We start from the raw sequence: 23,419 nt of genomic DNA on the forward strand, positions 1-23,419 counted from the left end.
AAGCGTTCGCCTAAAAGCTTTCTGAAAGAAAGCTACATTGGAAGCATAGGCTTATCCCCGGATTTCCCCTTTTGTAAGGGATTCAAAAAATCTGGGGATAACAGCGATTGGAAGATGGTTCTGACCGCGCAGTGGTCCCGTGTAAAATCATTCGTTCAACTTATATATACAAACCATCAAGGAGACAAATAACATGCAGATGATCATCGTAGACGATGAAGCACACTGGGTAGATAACCTTTCCATGACCAAACCCTGGCACACGCTTGGGATTGAACATGTGCATAAAGCTTACTCAGCACATGAAGCACTACAAATTATCGATACGCACCCCATTGATATTGTGATCTCGGATATTCAGATGCCCGAAATGACAGGGATTGAACTAATCGAACGGATCAGAGTCCGTGACAAAAAAATAAAGTGTATTCTTTTATCCGGATATTCCGAATTCGATTACGCCAAAAAAGCCATCCAGTACGAGGTCGTTGATTACTTGCTGAAACCCCCGACTGACGATGAATTGATGGGCGCCGTTCAAAAGGCCCTTGATCAATTAAACACAGAATGGGAGCTCATAAGCTCACTTAAACGAACCCAGTTTACCCTTCGGGAGAATCTGCCCCATTTACGTGGTCGACTGCTCCTTGAAGCCTTACAGGGACATCGATTCGCAGCCGGCGAATGGGAACGGAAACTTGTGAATTACGATCTGCCCTTCCACGCCGGAGATTACGCGTTAATGCTTGTACGTATGGAAGAAGAATTCAGGCACTATGACAACAACGATCAAACCTTGATCGAATATGCAGTCATCAATATGGCTGAAGAGATTATGGGTGAGTTTATGGAAGTCTGGGGCGTGAAGGAGGAACATGGATATCTGGTGTTTCTGCTTCAACTTAAAGAGAACGATACCGACATTGGAAAAGAAACTATACTGGAGAAGCTTTCTGTGCAGCTTCAGTCTAAGGTCAAGCAGTTCCTGAAGGGTTCCCTCTCCATCGTCATCACCGAGTGGTTCCCGTTTCCAGAACAGCTATATGACCGCTTTCGGCGGGCCTCGGCTTATTTCCGGCAAATTGTCGGAGATGAGCGCGAATTCGTGATGCGGGTCAGTGACGTGGAAACGCCCGCAGCGCAAGGCCCCCTGGATGTCCTGTATACTCCGCCCTCTTTCATTCATCTGTTGGAAAGTGGGCAATGGGATGCCGCAGAAGAAAAAATAGTAGCCGTCTGTGAGGAACTGGATGAGAAATGGTCGGAATCGTGGGAGCATTGTATGGAGGCAGGTTTTTTAATTACGGCTTCTTTCACCAATCTCGCACACCAAAATAGGCTTACTCTGGCTACCTTAATGGGTAGCGATATTGAGTGGCTGCAGAGCGGGAAAGCTTTCTCCACCATCAGTAAACTGCGAAAATGGTCGCTTAGTGTGCTCGGCAAACTCAAGGAAGGCACGTCCAACGAAATCAAAGACATACGTTCCGAGTATGTGAGAAAGATTCAGGATTTTACGGATAAAAACCTGCATCTGGATGTTTCCCTCCGTGTACTGGCCGACCATGTCAATCTGCATCCGACCCATTTGTCCAAGATTTATAAGATTGAAACTGGTGAAGGCATAAGTGATTATATCTCGCGCCTGCGCATGGATCGTGCCTGTCACAAACTGAAAATGACCACCAAAAAGGTATATGAAATCAGCATGGAGATTGGATATATGGACCCTGCTTATTTTATCAAGGTGTTCAAACGCCAGTTTGGGGTCACGCCGCAGGAGTACAGAGACCATCATAAATAGCATGATAGAGTCCTATCGAAACTAAAAAACTCATATAGATGCCATCCCCGCCGACTTGGTACAGTTACACTTGTAAAGATCATACACCTTAGGGGGATTGAAGAATGATCAAATTCAAAGCATGGTGGTCGCTGCTCATGGTCATCGCACTTATCACAATTACAGCCTGTGGCAGTGGCGAAACATCCAATGAGAATGCCACGAGCGATAATACGCCGGCGGCGGTCGGTTCACCCGAAGCAGAAGCTGCTTTTGCAAAAGGGAAATACGATCCACCCATTGAGTTCAGTTCGGTGTTGATGCCGAAGAAATACGTTCAAGGGGACACCAAAGAAAATAACGTTCACGATCGGTGGATGCTGGAAACGCTGGGCATGAAGCATAAAGATACCTGGTATCCGGCCAATGATGATCAATACAAACAAAAGCTTCAGTTGGCCATTGCCTCTGGCGAGAAGCTGCCTGATTTCGTTTCGGTACCCACCAATGCGGTATTGACCAATCAACTTATTGATTCCGGTCAATTCATTGCCATCGATGAGTTGTTCGACAAGTATGCAAATAAAATTCTGAAAGACCACGCGGCAGCGCATCCGGAGCTATGGTACCCTTTCACCAAGGACGGCAAGAAATACAATATGCCGATCCTGGAATACACAGATAATGACGACACGCTGCTGTGGCTCAGGGAAGATTGGATGGAAAAGCTGAATCTGGAAGCTCCCAAAACCATCGCGGATCTTGAAAATATCATGGATAAATTCAAGAACGAGAACCCGGATGGCTTAGCACCTAATGAAGTTTTTCCACTCGCAATTTCCTTGAAAAATAATACAAACACCTGGATGGGCTCACTCGATTGGTTATTCGGAGCATACGGCACGATCCAGGAGCAGTGGAACAAAGACGCCGATGGCAATCTGGAGTACGGCTCCATTAATCCAGGTGCAAAGCAGGCACTCGCGAAGCTTAGTGAATGGATGGAAAAAGGCTATATTCATACCGACTCCGCCCTGTGGGATGAAAATAAATCTGCGGAGAGCTGGACGAAAGGCGCCGCAGGCATTCTGCCCGGAGCCAACTGGATTCCAGACTGGCCAGCTCCCGATCTGTTGAAGAATGTACCTGGAGCGAAAATTAAAGCTTATCCGGTTCCAACAGGTCCAGATGGACTCATCGGTACGAAATGGCAGAACTCCGGCGTCAACGCCAGTATTATGATTAACAAGGACGCGAAGCATCCGGAAGCCATTTTTCTGTACTATAACTATTTACTCGATAACCTAGCTAACCCGGCCGCTGGCAGTAAATATGAATACGGCTTCGCCAAAGGCTACGATTGGGACATCGTGGACGGACAACCGACCAGTGATAAAGAGAAGATTAAAGACTTCTCCAACGAGTTCCCTTTCCTGACTGGCCCGGCACGTATCCCGGATCTGTACATGAAGACACTCGTTAAACTGGCTGATGGGAAGACGCCAGAAACCCCTTATGAGAAACAAATGGCCGAGTTCCGCAAACCCGAAAACTGGGCCGCAGCCAAGGTAGTCATGTCGCAATTAGACATTCGCAAGCAAAACTACTTCACGGGTGCTGCGACACCAACGATGGTATCCAAATGGAACCTGCTTCGTCAGTCCGAAATGGAAACCTTCAACAAAATCATCTACGGCAAGCTGCCGATCGATGCCTTTGACCAATTTGTAGCCAATTGGAAATCCAATGGCGGTGACCAGATTACGCAAGAAGTGAATGAATGGTTTAAGTCGGTGAGTGGGAAGTAAGGGATAAAAATAAGAAACAAATTAAAGCAAGCCGAAGCGTGTATTTCTGTCGCTTCGGCTTGCTTTGGTTCAGTTTAAGATCGCTACGCTTTATGGGCATTCGGGCATTCGGCCTTTCGCTTTCGCCTTATGCCCCCATAGACTGACTCAGCAAGGAAACCGTGAGCTGAATGCCATCCTGTAATCCTTGTAAGTATAACCTCTCATTCTGTATCCCCTTGCTTAGAATATGCCGATTCTCCCACTCTGCATATTCAGGCATCCTTTCAACGTTCTTGCCTTCAAACAAGGCTTCAAACGCCATTACATATCAATTCGCAAACGTCAGGACTATCGTGATTGCCCGGTACTTCATCTGAGGCTGTCGGAGTAATTGTAAAAGCCATAAAGATAATACAAAGGTATTATAAGTATTCACTCCCTACCTTCAAGCAGCAGCGCCCCCTCCTTTTGAAATGACTTTCCAATAGATTGAGTGGCTTGCCAGCAAACGATTAAAGAGGAATGGAAGCAAGCGCCATATACAAATAAATGCAAAAATTTATCTCCTGCTCAACATGTTGACAAGTGGCACTTCAACTGCCGACAGTTCCATATTTCTTGGCATCAGTGCAACGTCCTCATCATGCTGAAAAATGCCTTCCTGCGATCTTCTATCATACTTTTTACAAGTAATGTCGCCAGAGATAACGACAACTATTCGACTCATGGTAGCCCAATGAATCTGTAAGATTACCTTAAGCATCCCATCCACCAGCAAATACCTTCTTACCTGCGGCAGCCGGACCTGCTCCCGGGTTAAAGGCAGCTATCGTTTTTCCAACGCCATATTTCTGATTCGCTAGAGCAATAACTTTCCCCAGCGCTTTGCCTCTTTTCACAAATAAAGCCGATTACCCTGAGGTTCAGGCAACCAGCTTTCTGAAAGAGAATCTATATAGAAGAGGATCTCAATTTAAGGCACTCTCTTCTATACTCAATTTTGTCAATGAACCATTTCTTCTTGTTCTAATTCTTCACAAGTAGGCTTTCGCCTAACGTTGTTGTATTCCTGAACCCGAGAGGATTAAGGGAGCAAATGCGACCGGGTGGCTCCGCCACTTATCCTCGCAGGGTTGTCTGCCTGATTCCACTTCCTCGAATTGCCTCGGGCAGACCAAGGAGCATAGCGACGCAGCAGGAAAACGGTGTTATATGATAGGGATGCCTTCATTGAGTTACTTTCAAGAAATCTCTTATCTCCTGTAATGCAGCATTCCAATTAGATTCAGTATTATTAATCGTCAATTTATCGATTTTCAATTGATTTATTATGTCTAATTCATATTCTTTTCGTTCTTTCAACACTTTACAAAGTCCATCTAGACCTTGATATCCCTTTGCTTTGCCGTATCCTTGCTCAGTGTAATACCAAATAATATGGCTAAGCCAATCATCAGTCCGCTCTTGAATAACTCTATCAATTGTCGATCTTATCTCATCTTGGTAAAAGTAAATTATCTTAGGGTTCAACGGCTGAATTATTTTTTCTAATCTCTTGATAAAATCAGTCAGCGTCCGTCTGGACAGATTGAACCGTCCAAACATCAAAGTAAGCGGATTCTGTATAAAACAACATTCTAATATTACTGTTCCGTGAGTCTGTTGAGCTTGTCTGACGAATTCCTGCCATCTCTCAACTATTAGCTCTTGATATCTATCTAAAGTTACATTGTATACATCAAATCTGGCTAACTCATCTATTAAATTCTTATGTGTTTCCATAGATATTTGTTGTTGTAACTTACCGTAGTAAATTAATTTATATTGCTTTACTACCAGAGTAAATTGATCTATCACATGAATTAATTCAGGGTACCTGTCTTTTAGGGCTTCATACTCATCTAAATCCATACAAGCAACGGATTCGTAGTCTGCTGGATGATTTAAATCACCTTCCAGAAACAATTGGCTGAATATACCGTTTACATCTAACAGATCTTTAATATATTGAGCTGTGGTTGTTTTACCTGATCCTGGTATACCTTCAACTAGAATTAATCTTGCATGATTCAAGTGTTTGTCTCCTTTTATTATCTTTTTATTGTCTTGCATCCCTTTCACTTAACGTTCTCGCATTCACGACGTCCAAGCGGCTTAAGGACCGCAGGTTCGGGTGGCTCTGCCACTTAGCCGGTTGAATGTGTCCGGTGGATCCACTCCCCCGAAATGCCTCTTCCGGACCAAGGGTCGAGCTTGCCTCGGCCCGCAGCGTTGAATGCAATGTTATATGATATCACAGCCTTCCTCGAATTCACCCACAATTCACTTCTTTATATATTCTTTGAGTATCTATTAATTCTTCATCGTTGAACTCCATTCTATATACATCTGGTTTTGAGGTTTTCATTAAGAACTCATACCCGTATTGATCATCGAAGTATCTCATCATTAATATCATGACCAATCCATGTGTTCCTATTGCTATCTTCTGCCCCTTATAGTTCTTTATTATTTCTTTTAATCTTGTTACAGATCGTCTTTGACAGTCATTTATGGACTCACCAAAAGGTTCCTTATAATTCGGGTCTTTAAACATCTTATTTACGAGTGAGTATACTTCTTTGTCTGGAATAATCGTATCCTCTCTTGAAAATACAAGTTCTTTAAGATCTTCAAACACTAAAATCTCTTTATCACTTTGTTGTGCCAACTCTTCAATTGTTAGGATTGCTCGAATATATGGACTTGAAATAAATACACTAATTCCTTCATCCTTCAGCAGTTCGGTTATTCTATGGGAATCAAACTTTCCTTTTTCAGTTAATCCTCGAGTTCTTTCATTTCCTTCCGATTTGGATGATTCACTATGTCTAACAAAGTAAATATATGTTTTCATATTTGCCCCCAGGAGAACATTCAATTGATATATTCATAGCTGTGATTTCGTATAACGTTTCTGTATTCATGAACCCCAAAGGGGTTGTCTGCTGAAATCCCTCTTCGAAATCCAACTCGCAGACCTAGGCTCCATTGGAGCCGCAGCTTGAATATTATGTTATCAGATGTCAGTTCCTTCCTTGATTTACTCAACGTCAATTTTTGTTAACTCCTTTGTCAGTATTATTTCCAGAGGTTCATTCTCAAGCATTAAACATCCAGCATCTCTATATCCAAGCTTTCTATAAAAATGTTGAGCTTCTTCATTTGAAAGTGTTGAGGTCATAACCATTTCATATCCTTTTTGTTTCATCAATTCTTCCCAATAGTGGACAACTTTTTTACCAATACCTGTTCCTCTATACCCCTCATCTATCCATATCATATTCATAAATGGTGTGTTGTCCCAAAAAAATCCGTATCTCATCCAACCTATTTCTTGATTGGATTCTCTAATTATTAGAATTTCATTTTCTTTTATTTTTGGTCTTATAAGTGTCTTATGTATGTGCTTGTCTCTTAACGAGATATACTCATAATCTGATTCAATCGCAAAATCAATCTTCATTGTAGATCCTCCCATTTCACTCTTTTTCATTGAATATCTTATTGGCTAACACTTAGCACTGATTTCTGATAACGTTCCTGTATTCATGACGTCCGACGTAGTCGGATGTGTCTGCTGAAATGCCTCTCCGAAATCCACCTCGCATACCAAAGTTCCTGGATCGGCTACACTAAGTTGGACAGAAAAAATAAGGGCTTGTAGAATAAACCTATCATGTTAAGGAGCGAATCTCTACAATGCCAAAACAACAACGACGTACCTTTACAGCAGAATTCAAAAAACAAATGGTAGGACTCTATGAAAATGGGAAATCCAGAGCAGCCCTTGTGGAGGAATATGGCCTCACAGCCTCAGCTTTAGATCGCTGGATCAAACAAGCTCAGGCGACGGGTTCCTTCAAAGAGAAGGACAATCGCTCATCAGAAGAAAATGAGCTGATCGCTTTGCAAAAAGAGAACCAGCGTCTGAAAATGGAAGTGGATATTTTAAAGCAAGCCGCGCTGATCATGGGACGAAAGTAGCTATCATCCAGAATAATCGTGATAAATACTCGGTATCAGCAATGTGTGACGTCCTGCAAATCGCAAGAAGTACATTTTATTATGACGCCCAAGAACGAGCCACTGAAGACGATGTCACCGAAGCTATTGTGGATATCTTTCACAAGAATCGAAAAGCCTACGGCACACGCAAGATCAAAGTGAAGCTCCATGAGCGTGGGTTGATCGTCTCCAGACGTCGCATTGGCCGCATCATGAAAGAGCAAGGGCTCGTTTCCACCTACACGGTGGCACAATATAAGCCCCATAAAACCGCTTGTAATGAAGCGGCTCCAGCTAATATACTGAACCGCGAGTTCAATCAAACGGAAAGCAAACGTGTGGTGGTCAGTGATCTAACCTATGTCAAAGTCCGGAACGAGTGGCACTATATTTGTGTGCTCCTCGATCTGTTCAATCGAGAAATTATTGGCCATAGTGTTGGTCCCCATAAGGATGCAGCACTGGTTTCCCGCGCCTTTGCGACCGTGAAAGGCGATCTGAGTCAGATTCAGTGGTTTCATACCGACCGTGGGAGCGAGTTTAAAAATCAAAAGATGGATGAGCTTTTAGAGACATTTGAAATCGGTCGATCACTGAGTAAGAAAGGCTGTCCGTATGACAATGCCGTGGCCGAAGCCACTTATAAAATCATGAAAACAGAGTTCGTGAACCAGATGAACTTTCAGAGCCTTCGTCATCTGGAACTGGAATTATATGATTATGTCAACTGGTTTAACAAACATCGCATTCATGGAACTTTAGGCTATATGACGCCTATTCAGTATCGCCTTGCAGCCCTTAAAAAAGTTGTTTGATTTACTGTTGACAATCCATTCCGTGAGGAGCCGATGCTTGAATATTATGTTATGAGATGTCATTGACCTCTTCGAGTTAACCCCAAAACAACCCGTTATGCCCTTCATCTACGATCTTTAACTGTGTTTCAAAATCTTCTTGAGGTTCTATATCATCTATAAAATGCCATTTCCCTTTACTGTCTTGCCAGTATATTTTCCATTGGTTTTCATCTAATCTGAACTGAGCTACAGGCATTTGCACCCATTGTTCGCTTTTATATCCTTGTCTTTCTTCGATCAATGTCACGTTATTTCCTCTGATCTTGTATGTGATTTTAATCTGGTTTTTCACATGGTCTGGTACTGCATTTTCGGTGTACTTGTCCATGATCTTCTTGATCCGCTTCTTCGTAAAATCATCCATGGATTCTGTCTCTCCTGCCTTAATCCGTTTTGCCTTGATTATATCACGATGATGTCTCATAACGTTTCTGTATTCATGAACCCCGTCAGGGGTTGTCTTCCTCTTCGAAATCCACCTTGCAGACCTAGGCTCCATAGGAGCCGCAGCTTGAATATTGTGTTATCCGCAGGTGCTTCTCCAAAGAATAACTTTCAGATATTCTTCTGAATCATTATTCGTTCCAGTCACTAAAAATTCTGTTCATATCATTATTTAATTCTGCTTCATCTTCCAATTCTTTAAATCTTATTAGGAACATACGATCATTTATTCTTCTTCTATATACTTGTTGTATCATGAAATATCCTCTTTCTGAATTCCAAACTGTTGAAATAGTTTTTCTTGGTGGATCAATTCTCCTATATTTATAAAGAGTATCTCCAGAAATATTCAAATCAGGTTTAGGTGTTGTAAGTTTATAGCCTCTCTGCTGAATGCAATCATCGATAATTTTAAAAATAGCATTTAGATCTTCCAATTCTTCTTCATTCCTTAAATGTTTTGGCATTATTTTAAGCAGTTGCGGATAACGTTCTTGTGTTCACGACGTCCCATTACAAAAGGAAATATCGCTAAAAAGGCAAAGACTAAAGCAATAATGAACTTTCTATTCATTCTGATTTTCTCCTCAATATTATTTTAGTATATAGGGTTATAGATTGTTTAATATTCACTTCACTATAGTTTTAGCGCTGGTTTCCCATAACGTTACGTATTTCTGATGTCCAAGCGCCTTAAGGACCAATGGTCCGGGTGGCTTCGCCACTTAGTCGGTTGGATGTGTCGCTTGATTCTATCTCACAGCTAATCCCTCTAGCGACGATGCAGAAATATATTGTTATGAGATGTAGACGCCTTCCCTGAATCATCAACAAATTTACCCTTTCAATATTAAACTATCGTTACACGTATGCGTAAGAATTGATTATAGTCCAACCATTCTCCAGCTAAGTTGACGATGCTTCCTCGGATGTCTTAGGCATCTCACCATATAATATGGTCGGGGCATACAAACAGTATCCTATAAATGACAAAAATATTTTTAAACTGTACTAAATATAAAAGGTATGAACAACCATAAATCCATGATTGAAATATCAGATTTTATGCCAATAGAAAGTATAATGTGAATGCTGTTGAAAGCCTAATGACTTATAAAAAGAATTATCAGAAATAACATATGCTTTTTCAGCACCTAAGGAGCGGCCTCTTTTCAAGGCTTCTAAAACCACTGCTTTTCCAAGTCCCTTATGCCTATACTCCGGAATTGTACATACAGGTTCAACATAAACATAATCAGTTTTCTGACTATACCATAAGCCGCAGTATGCAACATATTCCCCATCTTCATTTTCAGCAACAATATGTAGGAATGAATTCAAATTCGTTGCTGACAACATTACTTTTTGCTTACTCATAGTAACTTCATCAACAGGTACAGGTCCTTCGTTGTCAAATGCCTTCCATAGCAAATGATGAAGCTTATATAAGTCATTTTTTATATCAATATTTTTTACTATTATGCCTTCAGGAGTTATAAAATCAAGGCTAACATTCTCTAGTGTAAGTTCAAGTATGTTTTCAGTCAGATCATTCTCCATAAATTTCTTACTGCGCAATAAATCCAGAGTGTGAGTATCCTTGTCATTCACCGCAATCCCAAGGCCATTTTCATTACTGAAAGTAGCAGTGGCATATTCTAATATATCTTTTTCTAATTCTCTAAATCCTTGTTTAGTTGCAAAAAATGCTTCACCGAAATAGTGGTCATAGGTTGCTATACCTACTAACTCGTCATTACAATACCACAAGCCAATCTTATCCATTAAGTCTCTATTAAATTCAGGATGGAAAAACATCCACTCCCACCTTGCCCAATTCCAATTTATATGTCTACAGTCATCTTTTGATAATTCAATCAAAAAATCACAAACTTTATCATAATAAGAATTATCGAAATTTCTAAAAACAATTTTCATTTTAATCCCCCATAAAATATAAATAATTTTCACGTCACAATAAAATACTAATGCGCCTCAAGAACCTTAAATAAACTATATCCCCTACTTCCAATAGTTCGGTGGTAAAGATCAATTATAACTGAAGGGATTACTCCGCTTGCTTGCTCGAGTAGATGTGATTATGATGAAAGTGTTTTAATGTCTTGCGGCTATTTCGTCTAACGTTCGCGCATTACCGACGTCCAATCGGCTTAAGGACCGTAGGTCCGGGTGGCTCTGCCACTTAGCCGGTTAGATGTGTCACCTGAACAAACTTCTGCGAAATTCCCTCTTGGTGACCTAGGGAGCGTAGCGACCGCTGTGGTAATGTAATGTTAGGCGATGCCACCCTGAATTCCCCCTCATATACTAAGCCCTTATCCATGTTGATCTAGTGTAACCAATCTTCATACCAACTCGTTCCATATTTCGATGACTTGACGAACAATATGAAGTCTGACTCACAACTAATTTACATGAATTCTTATAAGCATCATTAATTCGCCTCTGAAGTAAATGTGTTTGAAAACCTTTGTTTCTATAATTTGGTAGAGTCGTTGCAAATGTAAGAGAAGCAACATTATCCTCCATATACATCACTGCAACAGCCGCAGGAATATCGTTGTAAAATCCTATATAATACTTCCAACCACGTCGAGCATATAACACTTTATTATTTGCAGCTACATAGGATTTTCCTTCTAATGAGAGTCCGGTACCCAAACAATGGATTTCGGCATATATATCAAACTCGTTTTCTTGTAATTCCCTAATATGTATTTCTTCGTTTTGTCTAGTATTGATTGCCGAAGAATCACAATATAGTGTTGTGTGAAATCCTGATTGATAAAAACCTTTCTGGGATAACAATTTTAAAACATCTTGATTAACCTTACTGGGAATGATCTGAATCTCAAATTTCCTTTCACGTTCCTCATAAAAACTAAGTACATCGTCTAGCACCGCTTCTTCAAATAATCCCTTCACATTATTGAACAATCCCCATGGCATTGTTCTACTATAGAAAGCAGTACATTGTCCAAATTTATTTATCTCAACACCTTCCGGATTTCCTTCTCGTTCTTGAATCGCAATCATCCGATCTATCATATAATTGATTTCAGATCTTTCTAAGGTTTCAGCTAAATCATGATTCATTATCATCTTCTTCTATTATTCTCCTTTCCTTGAATTACTTCTGGTGGTTTCGCCTAACGTTTCTGTATTCACGAACCCCGAAGGGGTTGTCTGCTGAAATGCCTCTCTGAAATCCATCTCGCAGACCAAGGCTCCGTCAGGAGCCGCAGCTTGAATATTATGTTAAGTGAAGTTCTATCCTTCCTGAAACACCCACTAAAAACTTCCAGCTTCATTAACGTAGGAGTTCAAAGTGCTCTAGGTCAACATTGAATTTGCCCTTTATTAATATATCTAACCCTAATAATCCGTTAATATTATGAAATCTAAATGAAGTAAAGTCTATTGGGGTATCCCTTAAGATATATTCTCCTACCTGTATCCCTTCTATCGTTTTGGTAAACGCGTGTTCTTTACCTCCAATTCCATAACTTGTTATAATATCATCTTCTAAGCCAACTCGAATTCCAATATCATCTACTTCGTCCTGTGAAATCAACGTATGACTTGCTCCTGTATCAATAACCACATTATTTATTACTTTCTTTTGCCCATTATAATGAATCGTTATTTCAGTAAATAACAATCCATCTCTATATTCAATTTTCATTTATAGATATCTCCTTAAGCCAACATTCTTCCGAACTTTCACAATAACCCGATCCTTAGAAGTATGATAAATCAAGGTCCTATCTTTGCTATTCAATAATTCTTTTGTTGCTTCTTCATCACTCACGGGGCCAATTACAGCAACATCATCTATGAATTCTTGATTATCTTTCTCTTCAGAATGAAGAATTTCGAACTTCACAAATTGATTCGGAAAGATTTGTTGTACTTCTTGCCACTTCACGTTAATCCCTCCAAACGTTTTTGGTTGTATTATATCATTTATTTGGTCTAATAGCTTTCAATAGAATTTCACTTAACGTTTCTGTATTCACGACTCAGCGCATGCTGAGTGTCCGGCGAATGCCGGACCCAGGGCGTATGCCCGCAGCGTGAATATTATGTTATATGAAGGACATTCCTTCCTTGAGCTGTATCCAATAAGCTTCTGTATTCTAGATAGCAATGTATTCGCTCTCAGTAAGACTTAAGAATTCAATATCAGCACAATAAAAATGGATGATCCCATCCTCGTAATCCTCGACTTCATATTTCATTGGGTAATAGCCGTTTTTCGTTAAATCTTTAATATTAAAGCCACTTATTCGAGTTAGTGCTCCTCCAGATTTAAAGTGCAAGGCTTCTATGTTCGAAAATCTTATAAGTAATTCATATGTTGTCTCATTTTCTTTGATTAAGAACGTTATATGCAGTATAGAAATATTCTCAAAATATTGGTCTTGAGTAACATGAAAATGAAGGTCTGAAAACCACTCAATTCTATAGATTGAAAAATTATTGATGATGGGTTTTATGCTTTCTATGTTCCTAATCATCGTTGAGAACACTCCCTAAATAATCGATTTGTGTGTCTTTCATATAACATTACTGTATTCACGACCCCAGCGAATGCTGGGGTGTCCTGCAGCTATCTCCTTCTCCGAAATCCTTCTGCCAGACCGAGGGCGTATGCCCGATGCGTGAATACTTTGTTATCAGATGGACTATGACAACTTTGAGGATTCTTACAAAATTTCTTCTCCCTTTAATATTTCATTTGAGAACTGGTCCACAGCCAACCACGTTGAAACATCCTCTTTGATATTCTTATTCCAAGCAATTAAAAAATGTACTTGGCATATCTCATTAGAATCAATTAGTGTCATAGGAATTTTAATGCCTTTATCAGAACTTAAGATAAAACCGTACTTTTCAAAGTCAGAGTTCAAACATAGCGATTTAGGAATCATATCTCCTTGATTTCTTCTTGCCATTAACATATCCCCGTCTTGTGTCCCCAAGTGTAAACGGTATACCTGATTCTCGTATTCGACAGCTTCAAGATCTTCCCCAGTATTAGATCCATAATCTGTCCAACTGTAACCCTCTTTCCAAGAAGCAGAAAAGCTGCACGTACTTATCTGAGTTTTCATATAAGGCTTTATTCTAAATACTGCTCCCCAACACTCTTCTACTGTCAGATGTAAAGCGAGATTGAGCTTGGGTCTACAGACAACTAGCTCACAATCAAATGAATCATAATAATATTTATATAATGACCCACCATTTTTAAGTTTATAACTTTGTTCTGGATGATAGAAGTTATCAGAAACTGTGAGTGAAAATTCAATTATTCCAAGAGGAGTATGTATTTGTGGCTGTAATAGATTGTTTTCTTTAATTAAGACTTGTTCTCCATGAAATAGCTTCATTATTTCCCTCCTCATAGTCTTTCTGATAACGTTCTCTGTATTTACGACGTCCGACGAAGTCGGATGTGTCCAGCTGCCTCTGCTTCCCCGAAATCCTTCTGCCGGACCAAGGGCGTATGCCCGATGCGTGAATATGATGTTATGTGATGAATAGCGACTTCGAAGTGTTGCCTTCAAAGATTTAATAACTCCAGATGATAGAGTTTTGAGTTAGTTTGTACCATCTTATACATAGGACATTTAAAGACTTTTTTGATTGTCTTTGAAACAGCCTCAGCCCCTTCACAATTCAGTCCAAAATATATAGCAGTTGGTTGAACAGGACATCCTACCAAACCACTTTTCTTGTCATCTGCATTTAACATTATTCTCCACTCTTTTTCATACTCCCAACTTTTATGTTTAAGTTGCATCAAGAAATACAACAAATATATTCTCATGTCAGGATGACTTTGAAAGCTCAACTTCATTAAATTAGTAATATTGTACCGATTTTTCTCATAGCCTACGGGAAATAATTGCTTAGAAAAGTCATCTACGACTTCTAAAGAACTAAAATCGTATTCAACACACATTCCTTTATGGTTGCTCGCATAATGTGCCCACATTGGCATATTATAAAGTTCTTCCGAGAAACAGCTAATTCTAGTATGATCCCGGATGGAATCAAGAGTTCTATTCACAATATCATTGGTTGAAAGATTCGCTAGTTTCTCAGGGGGAATCGTTTCACTAAAATAATCTGATAACTCTTCTTCTTCCCAATAAACACCCATACAGTCATACGGATCATTTAGCTCTTTTGGGGTTGAGAACCAAATTTCATTTTGTATAAGACTATTTATTCTTACATCTTCAATTGGTTGAAATTTGAAAAGTCTGTTTGGAATGTTTTCCTTCTTTATCTTATATGCTTCTTCTCTATGCCCTTTAAAGTAAGAACTCACAAAATCATTTAACCAGTTCATTAGTTACCTCCTGTTTTGTCCGCCATTTTTCACATAACGTTCCTGTATTCACGACCCGGCGAATGCCGGGTGTCCGGATGACTCTGCTTCCTCGAAATCCTTCCATGCCGGACCGCGGGCGTATGCCCGATGCGTGAATATATTGTTATGTGATGCTTCAACCTTCCTCAAGTTATCTAGAGCCAATTATTTTCTTCAAAGACCTATTCCACACATCTATAATTACTTTCTCACTCAGACTAGGAAAAAGTATTCTAAGAAAGAAAATATGATCTTTTATTTTTTTGTCTGTTAAACTCTCTTCATTATCAATATATTTATGCAGATACTTCTCTGTGATTTCAGTGACTATTAATTCAAGAGAATCTTTATTATGCTCTTTATCTAATTTAGATCTAATTGAAGGCAATATATGAAGAGATAGCGATAAAACTGACCATATATCTTTAATGTTGTTTTCAATACTAGTAATAGCATTTTCTACATTATCTGAACTCGATTCTGCACTAGATGCGCTACTCTCTATGCTATCTAACGTAGGATAAACTGTCTCTTCAAAGTTAGTGAGTGTAGATGCCATTTTACTTGTTTCTTCTACAATTATAGTTCTCGTTTTTTCTAATTGAGTTTCGATTGAAGTTGTTGCATCTTTAAAACTCATAATGAATTTTTCTCTTTCACTTTCCATAAATAAAGATAATAACTCATTGGGATACAATGAGCGCTTTCTTCCATCTGCTCTTATACGATAGGTTCCTCCTTCAGTACAATAGGGTTTATATTCTCCGCCTGGAATTTCAATCACATAAATATTTTTTCCGTCTATTCCATGACTAGTTATATTAAGATTTACAGCTGGCCTGCAGCTTTGTGCTTTATCTAAAATAGTAAGTCTTGCAGAGTCATTGACCTTACAGCCAATAATAGACCCAATTTGCCTACCATCAGAAGCAGCTCCATCTCTTACACCAATAAGGATTACTCCGCCGCTTTTAGAATTGGCAAAGGCAACAATATCTTCTGCTTTTAAGCCTGAAATTGATTCTTTGAACTCAATTTCTTTATTTTCTTCACTATTGATCATTTTTACTATATCTTCTTTGCTGAACAATTATACTATCTCCTTCGTTTCTTAAGTTTCACATAACGTTCCTGTATTCACGACCCAGCGTATGCTGGGTGTCCGGCTGTCTTCATTTCCCCGAACTCCTTCCATGCCGGACCAAGGAGCCGGGGGCGACGTTGCGTAAATACTTTGTTAGGCAATTCTCTCGACTGCTCTGAATGCTCAAACATAATCTATCGCTGATGTATTAGAGTCCATAGTCATTTATTGGATCAAACACAGTTACTCCCAACCTCTTTAAGTTGTCTCTAATAAAATCTAATAAATGATGTAGCGATTCTTGTATTTCCTCGAAATAATTATCAGTTACTTCGTATTCTTTATTTTCATGAACAATACTGTTTCTCTTTACAGTAAGTTCAATAATAATTTTTTTGTGGTCGTGGTTCATATCAGCTTTAAGTAATTTCTCCAAACGTTTTAAAGCATCTTTAAACTTACCTCCAATACAAATTGAAGCTGCACGACTGCACAAAGTTTGTAAATATACCTCTTTCGATTCAAATTCGAGAAATTCATTCAAACAGAAACCAAGTCTTTCTTTTTCAATCGGCATTTGTTCATATATGTAGTTTATCCTCTGAGGTTTTTGTAAAAATACAAAGATGAACGCTTCCTGCAATAAAGACTCGACTAACGTAGCGTTGTAAACAATAAACTGATTTGCAAATAACTTATTCATTTCATTGATATCCTCTTGAAAAGACTCAATAATAGACTTCCCCTCCGAATCACTATATAAAATTGGTCTAGACTCATTCGTTTGGGAATTAGTTCGAATCCATTGGTTTTCAACATGAAATTGATATGCTTTTTTGTCTTTCAAATAACTATCTACCATCGAATATTTTGAATGTGTAAATAGCAGTAGACCAAACCAATAACCATAATCAAAACTCTTCTTTTCGTTTTTTGTAAGTTCAATGGTTTCAGTATTTGTATTCATTAGTTCCTCCTGTTTTTCGAGAGTTTCGCCTAACGTTCCTGTATTCACGACCCAGCATATGCTGGGTGTCCGGCGCATGCCGGGCCAAGGACGAATGTCCGTAGCGTGAATATTATGTTATGTGATGTCTGCTTCTTCTTCGAACTACTTAGACAGCTTGCTTGATTTCTTTGCTATGCTTTTAAACTCTTCATATTTCTCTTTAGCAGCTTTAATTTTACTTTCCACTACATAAGGAGCATCATCTGAAAAACTGGGTAGTTTCTCATTTATGTAATCGTATAATGATTTTTTCTCAGCAGTCGTCGGAATTATCGGCGCAACAGGTATAGGTAGTGGCTTATCTTCTACTTCTATTTCTTCATGCAAATCAGCCATCCCAAAAGAAAGAAAATTATGAATAGCTCTTTTTCTATCTTCTTCTGTCTGTTTATAATTTCCGTCCGAATCTAAATGGAATCTATCAAATTCCACCATAAGTAGTTTATGCGGCTTCCTGTCTTTATTCCTGTAATATAAGATCACTTCAAGTACTTCCTCACCTGCTAATTGAGGAACAGATTTATGCTTATGATCTTTAGGTCGGGCGATCTTTATAACTTTGCCTGCACGAGATACAAATAAATATCTGCTTTGAATCATCTATCTCACTCTTTCTCTCTTATTTAAGCTGATTTCACATAACGTTCCTGTATCCATGAACCACGAAGGGGTTGCCTGCTGAAATGCTTCCTGAAATCCTTCTCGCAGACCAAGGCCCCAAAGGAGCCGCTGCTTGAATATTATGTTATACGATGGAATCACTTCTTCGATTAACCAGCATCCATTCTTGATTCTAATCTTTCATTGTTCTGCTATATGTTCCAATAAATCTCCTGGCTGACAACCTAAAGCCGCACATAATTTATCAATCACTTCTAATGATACATATTCGTTCGTATTGAGTTTCGCCATTGTAGCAGACGAAATACCTGTCATTTTCAATAAATCCTGCTTCTTAATCTCCCTGTCGATCAATAATTTTTGAAATGGTTTATAACTAATCATCTGATATTCCTTTCACACATCGAGTGAATTTTTCTTTAATTATATGAAAGTATATTTTCTTTATCAAAAACATCTTCAACAGGTATTGACTTAATTATTTGATATGATAAAATTATGTTTAATAAGTTGAACTTTTATTCATAAAATCAAATACATTGGATGGTGTTCAAAATGCATAATTCTTTGGAAGTCTTACTTGATTCACTGATTCAGACTCGAATTGAATCTTTATATGGCAAGCTTAACAAAAACAACTCCAGCTACAACCAGTTCTCATCCGAACGGAATCTCTATTTCAAGCAGTTACATGAAGGAGTACCAGAGAATATACAGAAGACCCTTTTCCTTTACGACGATGCTGAGCTTTCTGTTCAAGCTATTTTAGAACGTGAAATTTATTTGCAAGGTTTTAAGGACGCTCTTCACCTGCATAACGAATTACATATACCTTTAGATTGAGAGCCTTCTGGCTCTTTTTCAATTTGATTCTGTCGTATAACGTTCCTGTATTCACGACCCGACGTATGTCGGGTGTCCGGCGAACGCCGGACCAAGGACGAATGTCCGCAGCGTGAATATTATGTTATCTGTTGTCGAATTTTCTTTGCGAATAAATTTGTTTAGTTTGCTAATCTTTTTAGTTATTCGTTTCTTCCCATGGTTCTGGTTGATTACCTAAAACTAGCAAGTTAACATATTGTCCTCCGTATTCATCTGTCATTTGTCCGATCGCTTTTCTTTCTACCCACTCATTACTAAACAAAAGCTTTTCTTTGCTCTTAATTTTAATTATTTGACTTTTTTCAACTTCTGCAATTCCTCTTATTTCCCTAAAATACCTGCTTAATTTAGGGTTATTGAAATCACTTAGAAATCCTTCATAAATCATTTGGACGAAGTATTCTCTATCAAATAACTCAATTTGCTGGCTTTTTAATTGCTGTTCATAATGCGACACTATCATTGGCTCTGGATATAAAGATTTTATTAAGGCTGTAGGAGAAATTCTTATTAAATACATTACAATTTCTAATATATCATCAGTTATCTTTAGTCCTTTTTGTATTTCCTCAATTTTTGGAATAACTTGATGCGTTATCAATCCATCATAGTATTCACAACCTAATGCGCCGGTCATTATAATATCATTCAGTAAAAAACGAAATAGTTCAACAAATATATCATCAGTATTTTTATTAATGTAAAATAAAACGTCCTTACAACATACAAATTTCTTTTCAATTAATAATTGAATCTCTTTATTAAACTCTGTTTCTTCACAAGGCACATACTTATCATTTATACTTTTTGTTAATTTTTCTTTGTCCACTTCTCCGTTTTCTAACATGAGTTCTGTCAAAATTGCTTTTTGAATAAATATAGATCTTCTTTTTGCTTTTTGTTCTTCTTCTATATTCACATAAGAACCTGTAGAGAGAGACTCTTCTATCATTGAAAGAATGTGAGCGTCACTTGGCTTTAATATCCCACCATTTGAGTCAAGCAATGTGTATTCATCATTATTGAATGCAATAACGAAATAAACAGAATTTCTATAATAACAAATATCAATCATTCGAATTGGTCTATCTGTAAAATTGCTAGTAATATGAGTAATACTCTCAATATCAGCAAGACTGTAAAGTTCTCTAGTAGTTTCTAAGAGATTCTCTCCAGTAATTAAAGTTATATTATTTCTATGTTTCAATAGTTCATCATAATTTCCTGACACATTGCCATTTACACCTGATAAAGCTATAAAACATCCCAGTACCTCACTTTTGTTTCTAACTTCCTCCATAAAAACTTTTCCTAAAAATTTCATCCAACTTGTTGTATCAATTACTGACTTGTACGCTTTACATTCGCAAATCAAACGATTAGTATGATTTCCTACAATTCCCGGTCTTGAAAAATCTGCAGAAACATCAATCTCTGCACCACCTGGACCTATATGATTTGTAACTATGTTGTTATAGCCTTTGCTTACTAAGATACGTTTTGTAAGCTCTTCAAGTTGAGTTCCTCTATCATCAGAACTTTCCCCTAAAATAATCATCAATGATTAACCTCCCATAAAATTCGATTACAGATAACGTTCCTGTATTCACGACCCGACGCATGTCGGGTGTCCGGCGAATGCCGGACCCAGGACGAATGTCCGCAGCGTGAATATTATGTTAGATGAAGTACCTTGCTTCTTCGAGTTCACATAAACAAATGTCTGTCCCAGTCTTTCCACATATCCTTTACCTTGTTAATTATCCAATCCCCCCCAAAGGTTATTGAACCTTCATGAGAGCAATATATAATCCAATCCATACTGAAATCAAACCAATAGCCTTCTCCGACACCTTCATAAGACGGTTCAAATGTATCCAACCGAACGATATATCCTTTAGATTTCAATTCTCTTATCTCAATTACTTCGTCGTCTAGTTTGTTTAAAATAATACGCAAGTTGTTAAATCCAAAGTGTTCCTCAAATGCATCTGAGTCAAAGGCAATTACCGGACAAGCCTTTGTATCATACAACGGATACCAATAATGATTTGAAATATCCCATTTTCTTGTAAGTTTATTGAATAAAATATCCATTTCCTCTCTACTCAATTCTCTTGAGTAGTAATGAGCTAGTTCATTCATGCTTTTCCCACCTTTCAAGGTATTTCATCTAACGTTTTTGTGTTCACGACGTCCCACCGACTTAAGGCTCCCAACGGGAGCCGGCCGTGATGCGGTTAGTGGGTGCGGATGTGTCCGCTGAATCATCTTCCCTGCCGATTGCTTCTAGGGGACCGAGGAGCCGAAAGGCTCAGATGAGTGGATATAATGTTATACGACGTACTAACCTTCAAAGCCAAACATACTCTTAATATTTTTATATATTCGCTTTAAAACGGTGCTACTTCTTTTGTTTTTATTTGCTACCATTGCGTAGAACATCACCACAACTAAATGAACCATTACAATTGCAATTAATAACAAAAAAGCAGTTGATATATTAAACCACTCTGGCTTATCAGATATAGGGATCTTGTGGATGTATTTATCCCATAAAGTAAAATAAACAAAAACTAAACTCGCGTAAAATAGGAATGAAGATACATTGTATAAAAGGACAATACATTCTGAAAGCATCACAAGAAAGATATTTCTATTAGATACACTTTTAAATTTCAAATGGTCTTCATATATAATGTCATGTGCAGTCCAAAATTCGTTCTTCATACTTATATGAAATTCTTCAAAGGCTTTCAGTAACTCATTCTCAATTAGCCTTCCAGAATTCATGAGATAGTTTCTATGTAATACCTCTAATTGTAGATACCTTTCCAAATTAAAACTCGTTCCAATATATCTAATCTTTGATTCATCCTGTCCATAGAAGCCGATAAAATCCGAAATTAGTTCTATCCTTATACTTCTATTTGCTTCTGAGTTAATTCTTTCTAATCTCCTATACATAGGGGAATATACCTCGTGGTAGCTTGTATTAAGCTCTTTAAGAAATATCTCACGCTTCTTTGCTCTATGATTAAATTGATGTCCAATGAAAGCCGAGATCAACGCTAGAATAATTACCGATGTTTCAATCCCTAATATTTTCATTATCTGTACTCCTTCGTTAGTATGTCGTATAACGTTCCCTTATTCACGACCCAACGCATGTTAGGTGTCCGGTACATGCCGGACCAAGGGCATATGCCCGCAACGTGAATATTATTTATATGATATCGCCTGTATTTTTTTACCAACTATAAAATTCTGTTCTGGGAACTTTGATTTCTTCAATAAAGACTGTCTCAATCGTATTCATTGAAAACTCTGACTCCCCTTCTACCTCTATTTCCATCTCTTCATATATTGAGTACACTTCATCTATATAGACGAAAGTTCCATCATCCCTATCTATAAATTCACTACGGATAAAGAATCGCCATTCATTTTCTTCCATCAAATAAAAATTTATTATATTTTGATCATAACCCGTTTTCTCGTAAATCTCTTTTGCCAACGCTAAATTAGGAACAATAATAACAATGTTATCGAAATCAAAAAGAAGATCTCCCCTTACTTTCCATTCTCTTTCCCAGTGAAAATCTTCTCGTTCATAAATCCGTTTTAGGAAGGGACCGACAGATAAGAATACAGAATTCTCTATTTGTGCTCCTTCTACTTGCATTGATTCTATAAAGTTTTCTAAAAGATGATCAAAGAAGTTTTTTTGCTGCTCATTATAAATATAATAGACTGGAGCAGCATTCTTGTTAATAAGATCGCTTTTTGGAAATGCAATACCGTATGGTTTGAGATTTATCTTGCGCTTGTAAGGAATCTTAGTTAAATGATGCAATTGCTTTAAAGGCGTTTCTGTTAAAGATAGTACTTTAAAGTATTTTTTAAATTCTTGTTTTAAACTATATTTGAAGTAGGCATCTACATTTCTTGCTTCTATCTTTGCAGAATTAAGCATGGAAATTAGATTATCTTTGGCTTCATTTCCTTCAAAATCTCTTGTTAAATGAACCAAGTAAGGAGAAAGGTCTTCACGAAGTTTTATAATGTTTGAGACCATTTCTTCAATATTGGTTTGTTGCCTTGGCATTTAGCTCTTCACTCCCTAATACTAATTCATCCTACGACCTACTTAATTGCCTCTCTCTCCTACAACCAAACTCTTGTCACCCTGACTATAACCTTACATTCTTAATTTTAATTTTCCAATTCTATTGCCAGGTTCAATTATAAGTTTATCTCTGTCATTATTACTTTTAGAATTACTATTTATCTATGCTGCCATAGCATATTTTCTCCTTTGATTAGTAATGGATTTCAGGTGATTTCATATAACGTTCTCGTATTCATGAACCCCGACAGGGGTTGTCTGCTGAAATGCCTCTCCGAAATTCATCCCGCAGACCCAGGCTCCGAAGGAGCCGCAGCTTGAATATTATGTTATGTGTAGTTATCACTCCATTGATTGACATTCT

The 23,419-nt window shown here is 38.2% G+C and carries 25 protein-coding genes; 4 read left to right on the plus strand and 21 right to left on the minus strand.

The features are described from left to right. Window positions 1-193 precede the first annotated feature (193 nt). A complete protein-coding gene (locus tag AC0WRU_RS17145) occupies window positions 194-1,804 on the plus strand; it encodes a response regulator transcription factor (protein WP_476125675.1) in 1,611 nt (536 codons plus the stop codon). Between the two features lie 104 nt (window positions 1,805-1,908). Continuing rightward, a complete protein-coding gene (locus AC0WRU_RS17150; RefSeq protein WP_476125676.1) occupies window positions 1,909-3,591 on the plus strand; it encodes a type 2 periplasmic-binding domain-containing protein in 1,683 nt (560 codons plus the stop codon). 737 nt (window positions 3,592-4,328) lie between these two features. Here the strand turns inward: AC0WRU_RS17150 and AC0WRU_RS17155 are convergent. The 4 genes from AC0WRU_RS17155 to AC0WRU_RS17170 all read right to left on the minus strand — a co-directional run bounded on the left by AC0WRU_RS17155 (window position 4,329) and on the right by AC0WRU_RS17170 (window position 7,078). Beyond that, a complete protein-coding gene (locus AC0WRU_RS17155) occupies window positions 4,329-4,472 on the minus strand; it encodes a hypothetical protein (RefSeq protein WP_476125677.1) in 144 nt (47 codons plus the stop codon). 328 nt (window positions 4,473-4,800) lie between these two features. Continuing rightward, complete coding sequence (locus AC0WRU_RS17160; protein WP_476125678.1) at window positions 4,801-5,646, minus strand: P-loop NTPase family protein; 846 nt, start codon at window positions 5,644-5,646, stop codon at window positions 4,801-4,803. A 238-nt stretch (window positions 5,647-5,884) separates the two neighbouring features. Further along, a complete protein-coding gene (locus tag AC0WRU_RS17165; protein WP_476125679.1) occupies window positions 5,885-6,469 on the minus strand; it encodes a histidine phosphatase family protein in 585 nt (194 codons plus the stop codon). Between the two features lie 186 nt (window positions 6,470-6,655). Further along, window positions 6,656-7,078 carry a GNAT family N-acetyltransferase gene (locus AC0WRU_RS17170; RefSeq protein ID WP_476125680.1) on the minus strand — a complete coding sequence of 141 codons (423 nt, stop codon included), beginning with the start codon at window positions 7,076-7,078 and terminating at the stop codon, window positions 6,656-6,658. 236 nt (window positions 7,079-7,314) lie between these two features. Here AC0WRU_RS17170 and AC0WRU_RS17175 point away from each other — a divergent pair. Then, window positions 7,315-8,435 (plus strand): IS3 family transposase gene (locus tag AC0WRU_RS17175; protein WP_476125681.1). Its coding sequence is split into 2 segments (ribosomal slippage): window positions 7,315-7,564 and window positions 7,564-8,435, totalling 1,122 coding nucleotides; the frame shifts between segments, so codons are not numbered across the junction. Between the two features lie 76 nt (window positions 8,436-8,511). Here AC0WRU_RS17175 and AC0WRU_RS17180 read toward each other — a convergent pair. The 13 genes from AC0WRU_RS17180 to AC0WRU_RS17240 all read right to left on the minus strand — a co-directional run bounded on the left by AC0WRU_RS17180 (window position 8,512) and on the right by AC0WRU_RS17240 (window position 18,425). Further along, window positions 8,512-8,841, minus strand: a complete 330-nt coding sequence (locus tag AC0WRU_RS17180; protein WP_322154026.1) for a DUF3024 domain-containing protein — start codon at window positions 8,839-8,841, stop codon at window positions 8,512-8,514. Window positions 8,842-9,052: 211 nt separating this feature from the next. Further along, window positions 9,053-9,358: a hypothetical protein gene (locus tag AC0WRU_RS17185; protein ID WP_476125682.1), complete on the minus strand. Its 306-nt coding sequence runs from the start codon at window positions 9,356-9,358 to the stop codon at window positions 9,053-9,055. A 619-nt stretch (window positions 9,359-9,977) separates the two neighbouring features. Next, window positions 9,978-10,859 carry a GNAT family N-acetyltransferase gene (locus AC0WRU_RS17190; protein WP_476125683.1) on the minus strand — a complete coding sequence of 294 codons (882 nt, stop codon included), beginning with the start codon at window positions 10,857-10,859 and terminating at the stop codon, window positions 9,978-9,980. A 390-nt stretch (window positions 10,860-11,249) separates the two neighbouring features. Beyond that, window positions 11,250-12,038 carry a GNAT family N-acetyltransferase gene (locus tag AC0WRU_RS17195; protein ID WP_476125684.1) on the minus strand — a complete coding sequence of 263 codons (789 nt, stop codon included), beginning with the start codon at window positions 12,036-12,038 and terminating at the stop codon, window positions 11,250-11,252. 214 nt (window positions 12,039-12,252) lie between these two features. Next, window positions 12,253-12,627, minus strand: coding sequence for a retropepsin-like aspartic protease (locus tag AC0WRU_RS17200; RefSeq protein ID WP_014282627.1), 375 nt, complete (start codon window positions 12,625-12,627; stop codon window positions 12,253-12,255). Continuing rightward, window positions 12,628-12,870, minus strand: coding sequence for a hypothetical protein (locus AC0WRU_RS17205; protein ID WP_025685681.1), 243 nt, complete (start codon window positions 12,868-12,870; stop codon window positions 12,628-12,630). A 211-nt stretch (window positions 12,871-13,081) separates the two neighbouring features. After that, the gene (locus AC0WRU_RS17210; RefSeq protein ID WP_025685682.1) at window positions 13,082-13,462 is read right to left on the minus strand and encodes a hypothetical protein; all 381 of its coding nucleotides are present in this window, start codon (window positions 13,460-13,462) and stop codon (window positions 13,082-13,084) included. A 189-nt stretch (window positions 13,463-13,651) separates the two neighbouring features. Further along, window positions 13,652-14,338 carry a hypothetical protein gene (locus AC0WRU_RS17215; protein ID WP_476125685.1) on the minus strand — a complete coding sequence of 229 codons (687 nt, stop codon included), beginning with the start codon at window positions 14,336-14,338 and terminating at the stop codon, window positions 13,652-13,654. A gap of 173 nt (window positions 14,339-14,511) precedes the next feature. After that, window positions 14,512-15,306, minus strand: a complete 795-nt coding sequence (locus tag AC0WRU_RS17220; RefSeq protein WP_476125686.1) for a DUF2971 domain-containing protein — start codon at window positions 15,304-15,306, stop codon at window positions 14,512-14,514. Window positions 15,307-15,478: 172 nt separating this feature from the next. Beyond that, the gene (locus tag AC0WRU_RS17225; RefSeq protein WP_052833380.1) at window positions 15,479-16,417 is read right to left on the minus strand and encodes an AlbA family DNA-binding domain-containing protein; all 939 of its coding nucleotides are present in this window, start codon (window positions 16,415-16,417) and stop codon (window positions 15,479-15,481) included. A 202-nt stretch (window positions 16,418-16,619) separates the two neighbouring features. Continuing rightward, window positions 16,620-17,378 carry a hypothetical protein gene (locus tag AC0WRU_RS17230; RefSeq protein ID WP_476125687.1) on the minus strand — a complete coding sequence of 253 codons (759 nt, stop codon included), beginning with the start codon at window positions 17,376-17,378 and terminating at the stop codon, window positions 16,620-16,622. Window positions 17,379-17,522: 144 nt separating this feature from the next. After that, the gene (locus AC0WRU_RS17235) at window positions 17,523-18,020 is read right to left on the minus strand and encodes a hypothetical protein (RefSeq protein ID WP_476125688.1); all 498 of its coding nucleotides are present in this window, start codon (window positions 18,018-18,020) and stop codon (window positions 17,523-17,525) included. A 201-nt stretch (window positions 18,021-18,221) separates the two neighbouring features. Then, a complete protein-coding gene (locus AC0WRU_RS17240; RefSeq protein ID WP_010345194.1) occupies window positions 18,222-18,425 on the minus strand; it encodes a helix-turn-helix domain-containing protein in 204 nt (67 codons plus the stop codon). Between the two features lie 171 nt (window positions 18,426-18,596). Here AC0WRU_RS17240 and AC0WRU_RS17245 point away from each other — a divergent pair, with 171 nt between their 5' ends. Beyond that, window positions 18,597-18,884 (plus strand): hypothetical protein, encoded by a 288-nt coding sequence (locus AC0WRU_RS17245; RefSeq protein ID WP_040103230.1) that lies wholly within the window; start codon window positions 18,597-18,599, stop codon window positions 18,882-18,884. Between the two features lie 178 nt (window positions 18,885-19,062). Here AC0WRU_RS17245 and AC0WRU_RS17250 read toward each other — a convergent pair whose 3' ends face one another. The 4 genes from AC0WRU_RS17250 to AC0WRU_RS17265 all read right to left on the minus strand — a co-directional run bounded on the left by AC0WRU_RS17250 (window position 19,063) and on the right by AC0WRU_RS17265 (window position 23,034). Beyond that, window positions 19,063-20,484 (minus strand): restriction endonuclease, encoded by a 1,422-nt coding sequence (locus AC0WRU_RS17250; RefSeq protein WP_340982141.1) that lies wholly within the window; start codon window positions 20,482-20,484, stop codon window positions 19,063-19,065. A gap of 149 nt (window positions 20,485-20,633) precedes the next feature. Continuing rightward, entirely contained in the window at window positions 20,634-21,071 is a 438-nt protein-coding gene (locus AC0WRU_RS17255) for a hypothetical protein (RefSeq protein ID WP_476125689.1), read from the minus strand. A 201-nt stretch (window positions 21,072-21,272) separates the two neighbouring features. After that, window positions 21,273-22,037, minus strand: a complete 765-nt coding sequence (locus AC0WRU_RS17260) for a hypothetical protein (RefSeq protein WP_476125690.1) — start codon at window positions 22,035-22,037, stop codon at window positions 21,273-21,275. Between the two features lie 139 nt (window positions 22,038-22,176). After that, window positions 22,177-23,034, minus strand: a complete 858-nt coding sequence (locus AC0WRU_RS17265; RefSeq protein WP_476125691.1) for a hypothetical protein — start codon at window positions 23,032-23,034, stop codon at window positions 22,177-22,179. Between the last annotated feature and the right edge of the window lie 385 nt (window positions 23,035-23,419).

The organism is Paenibacillus sp. 1-8 (assembly GCF_056316205.1).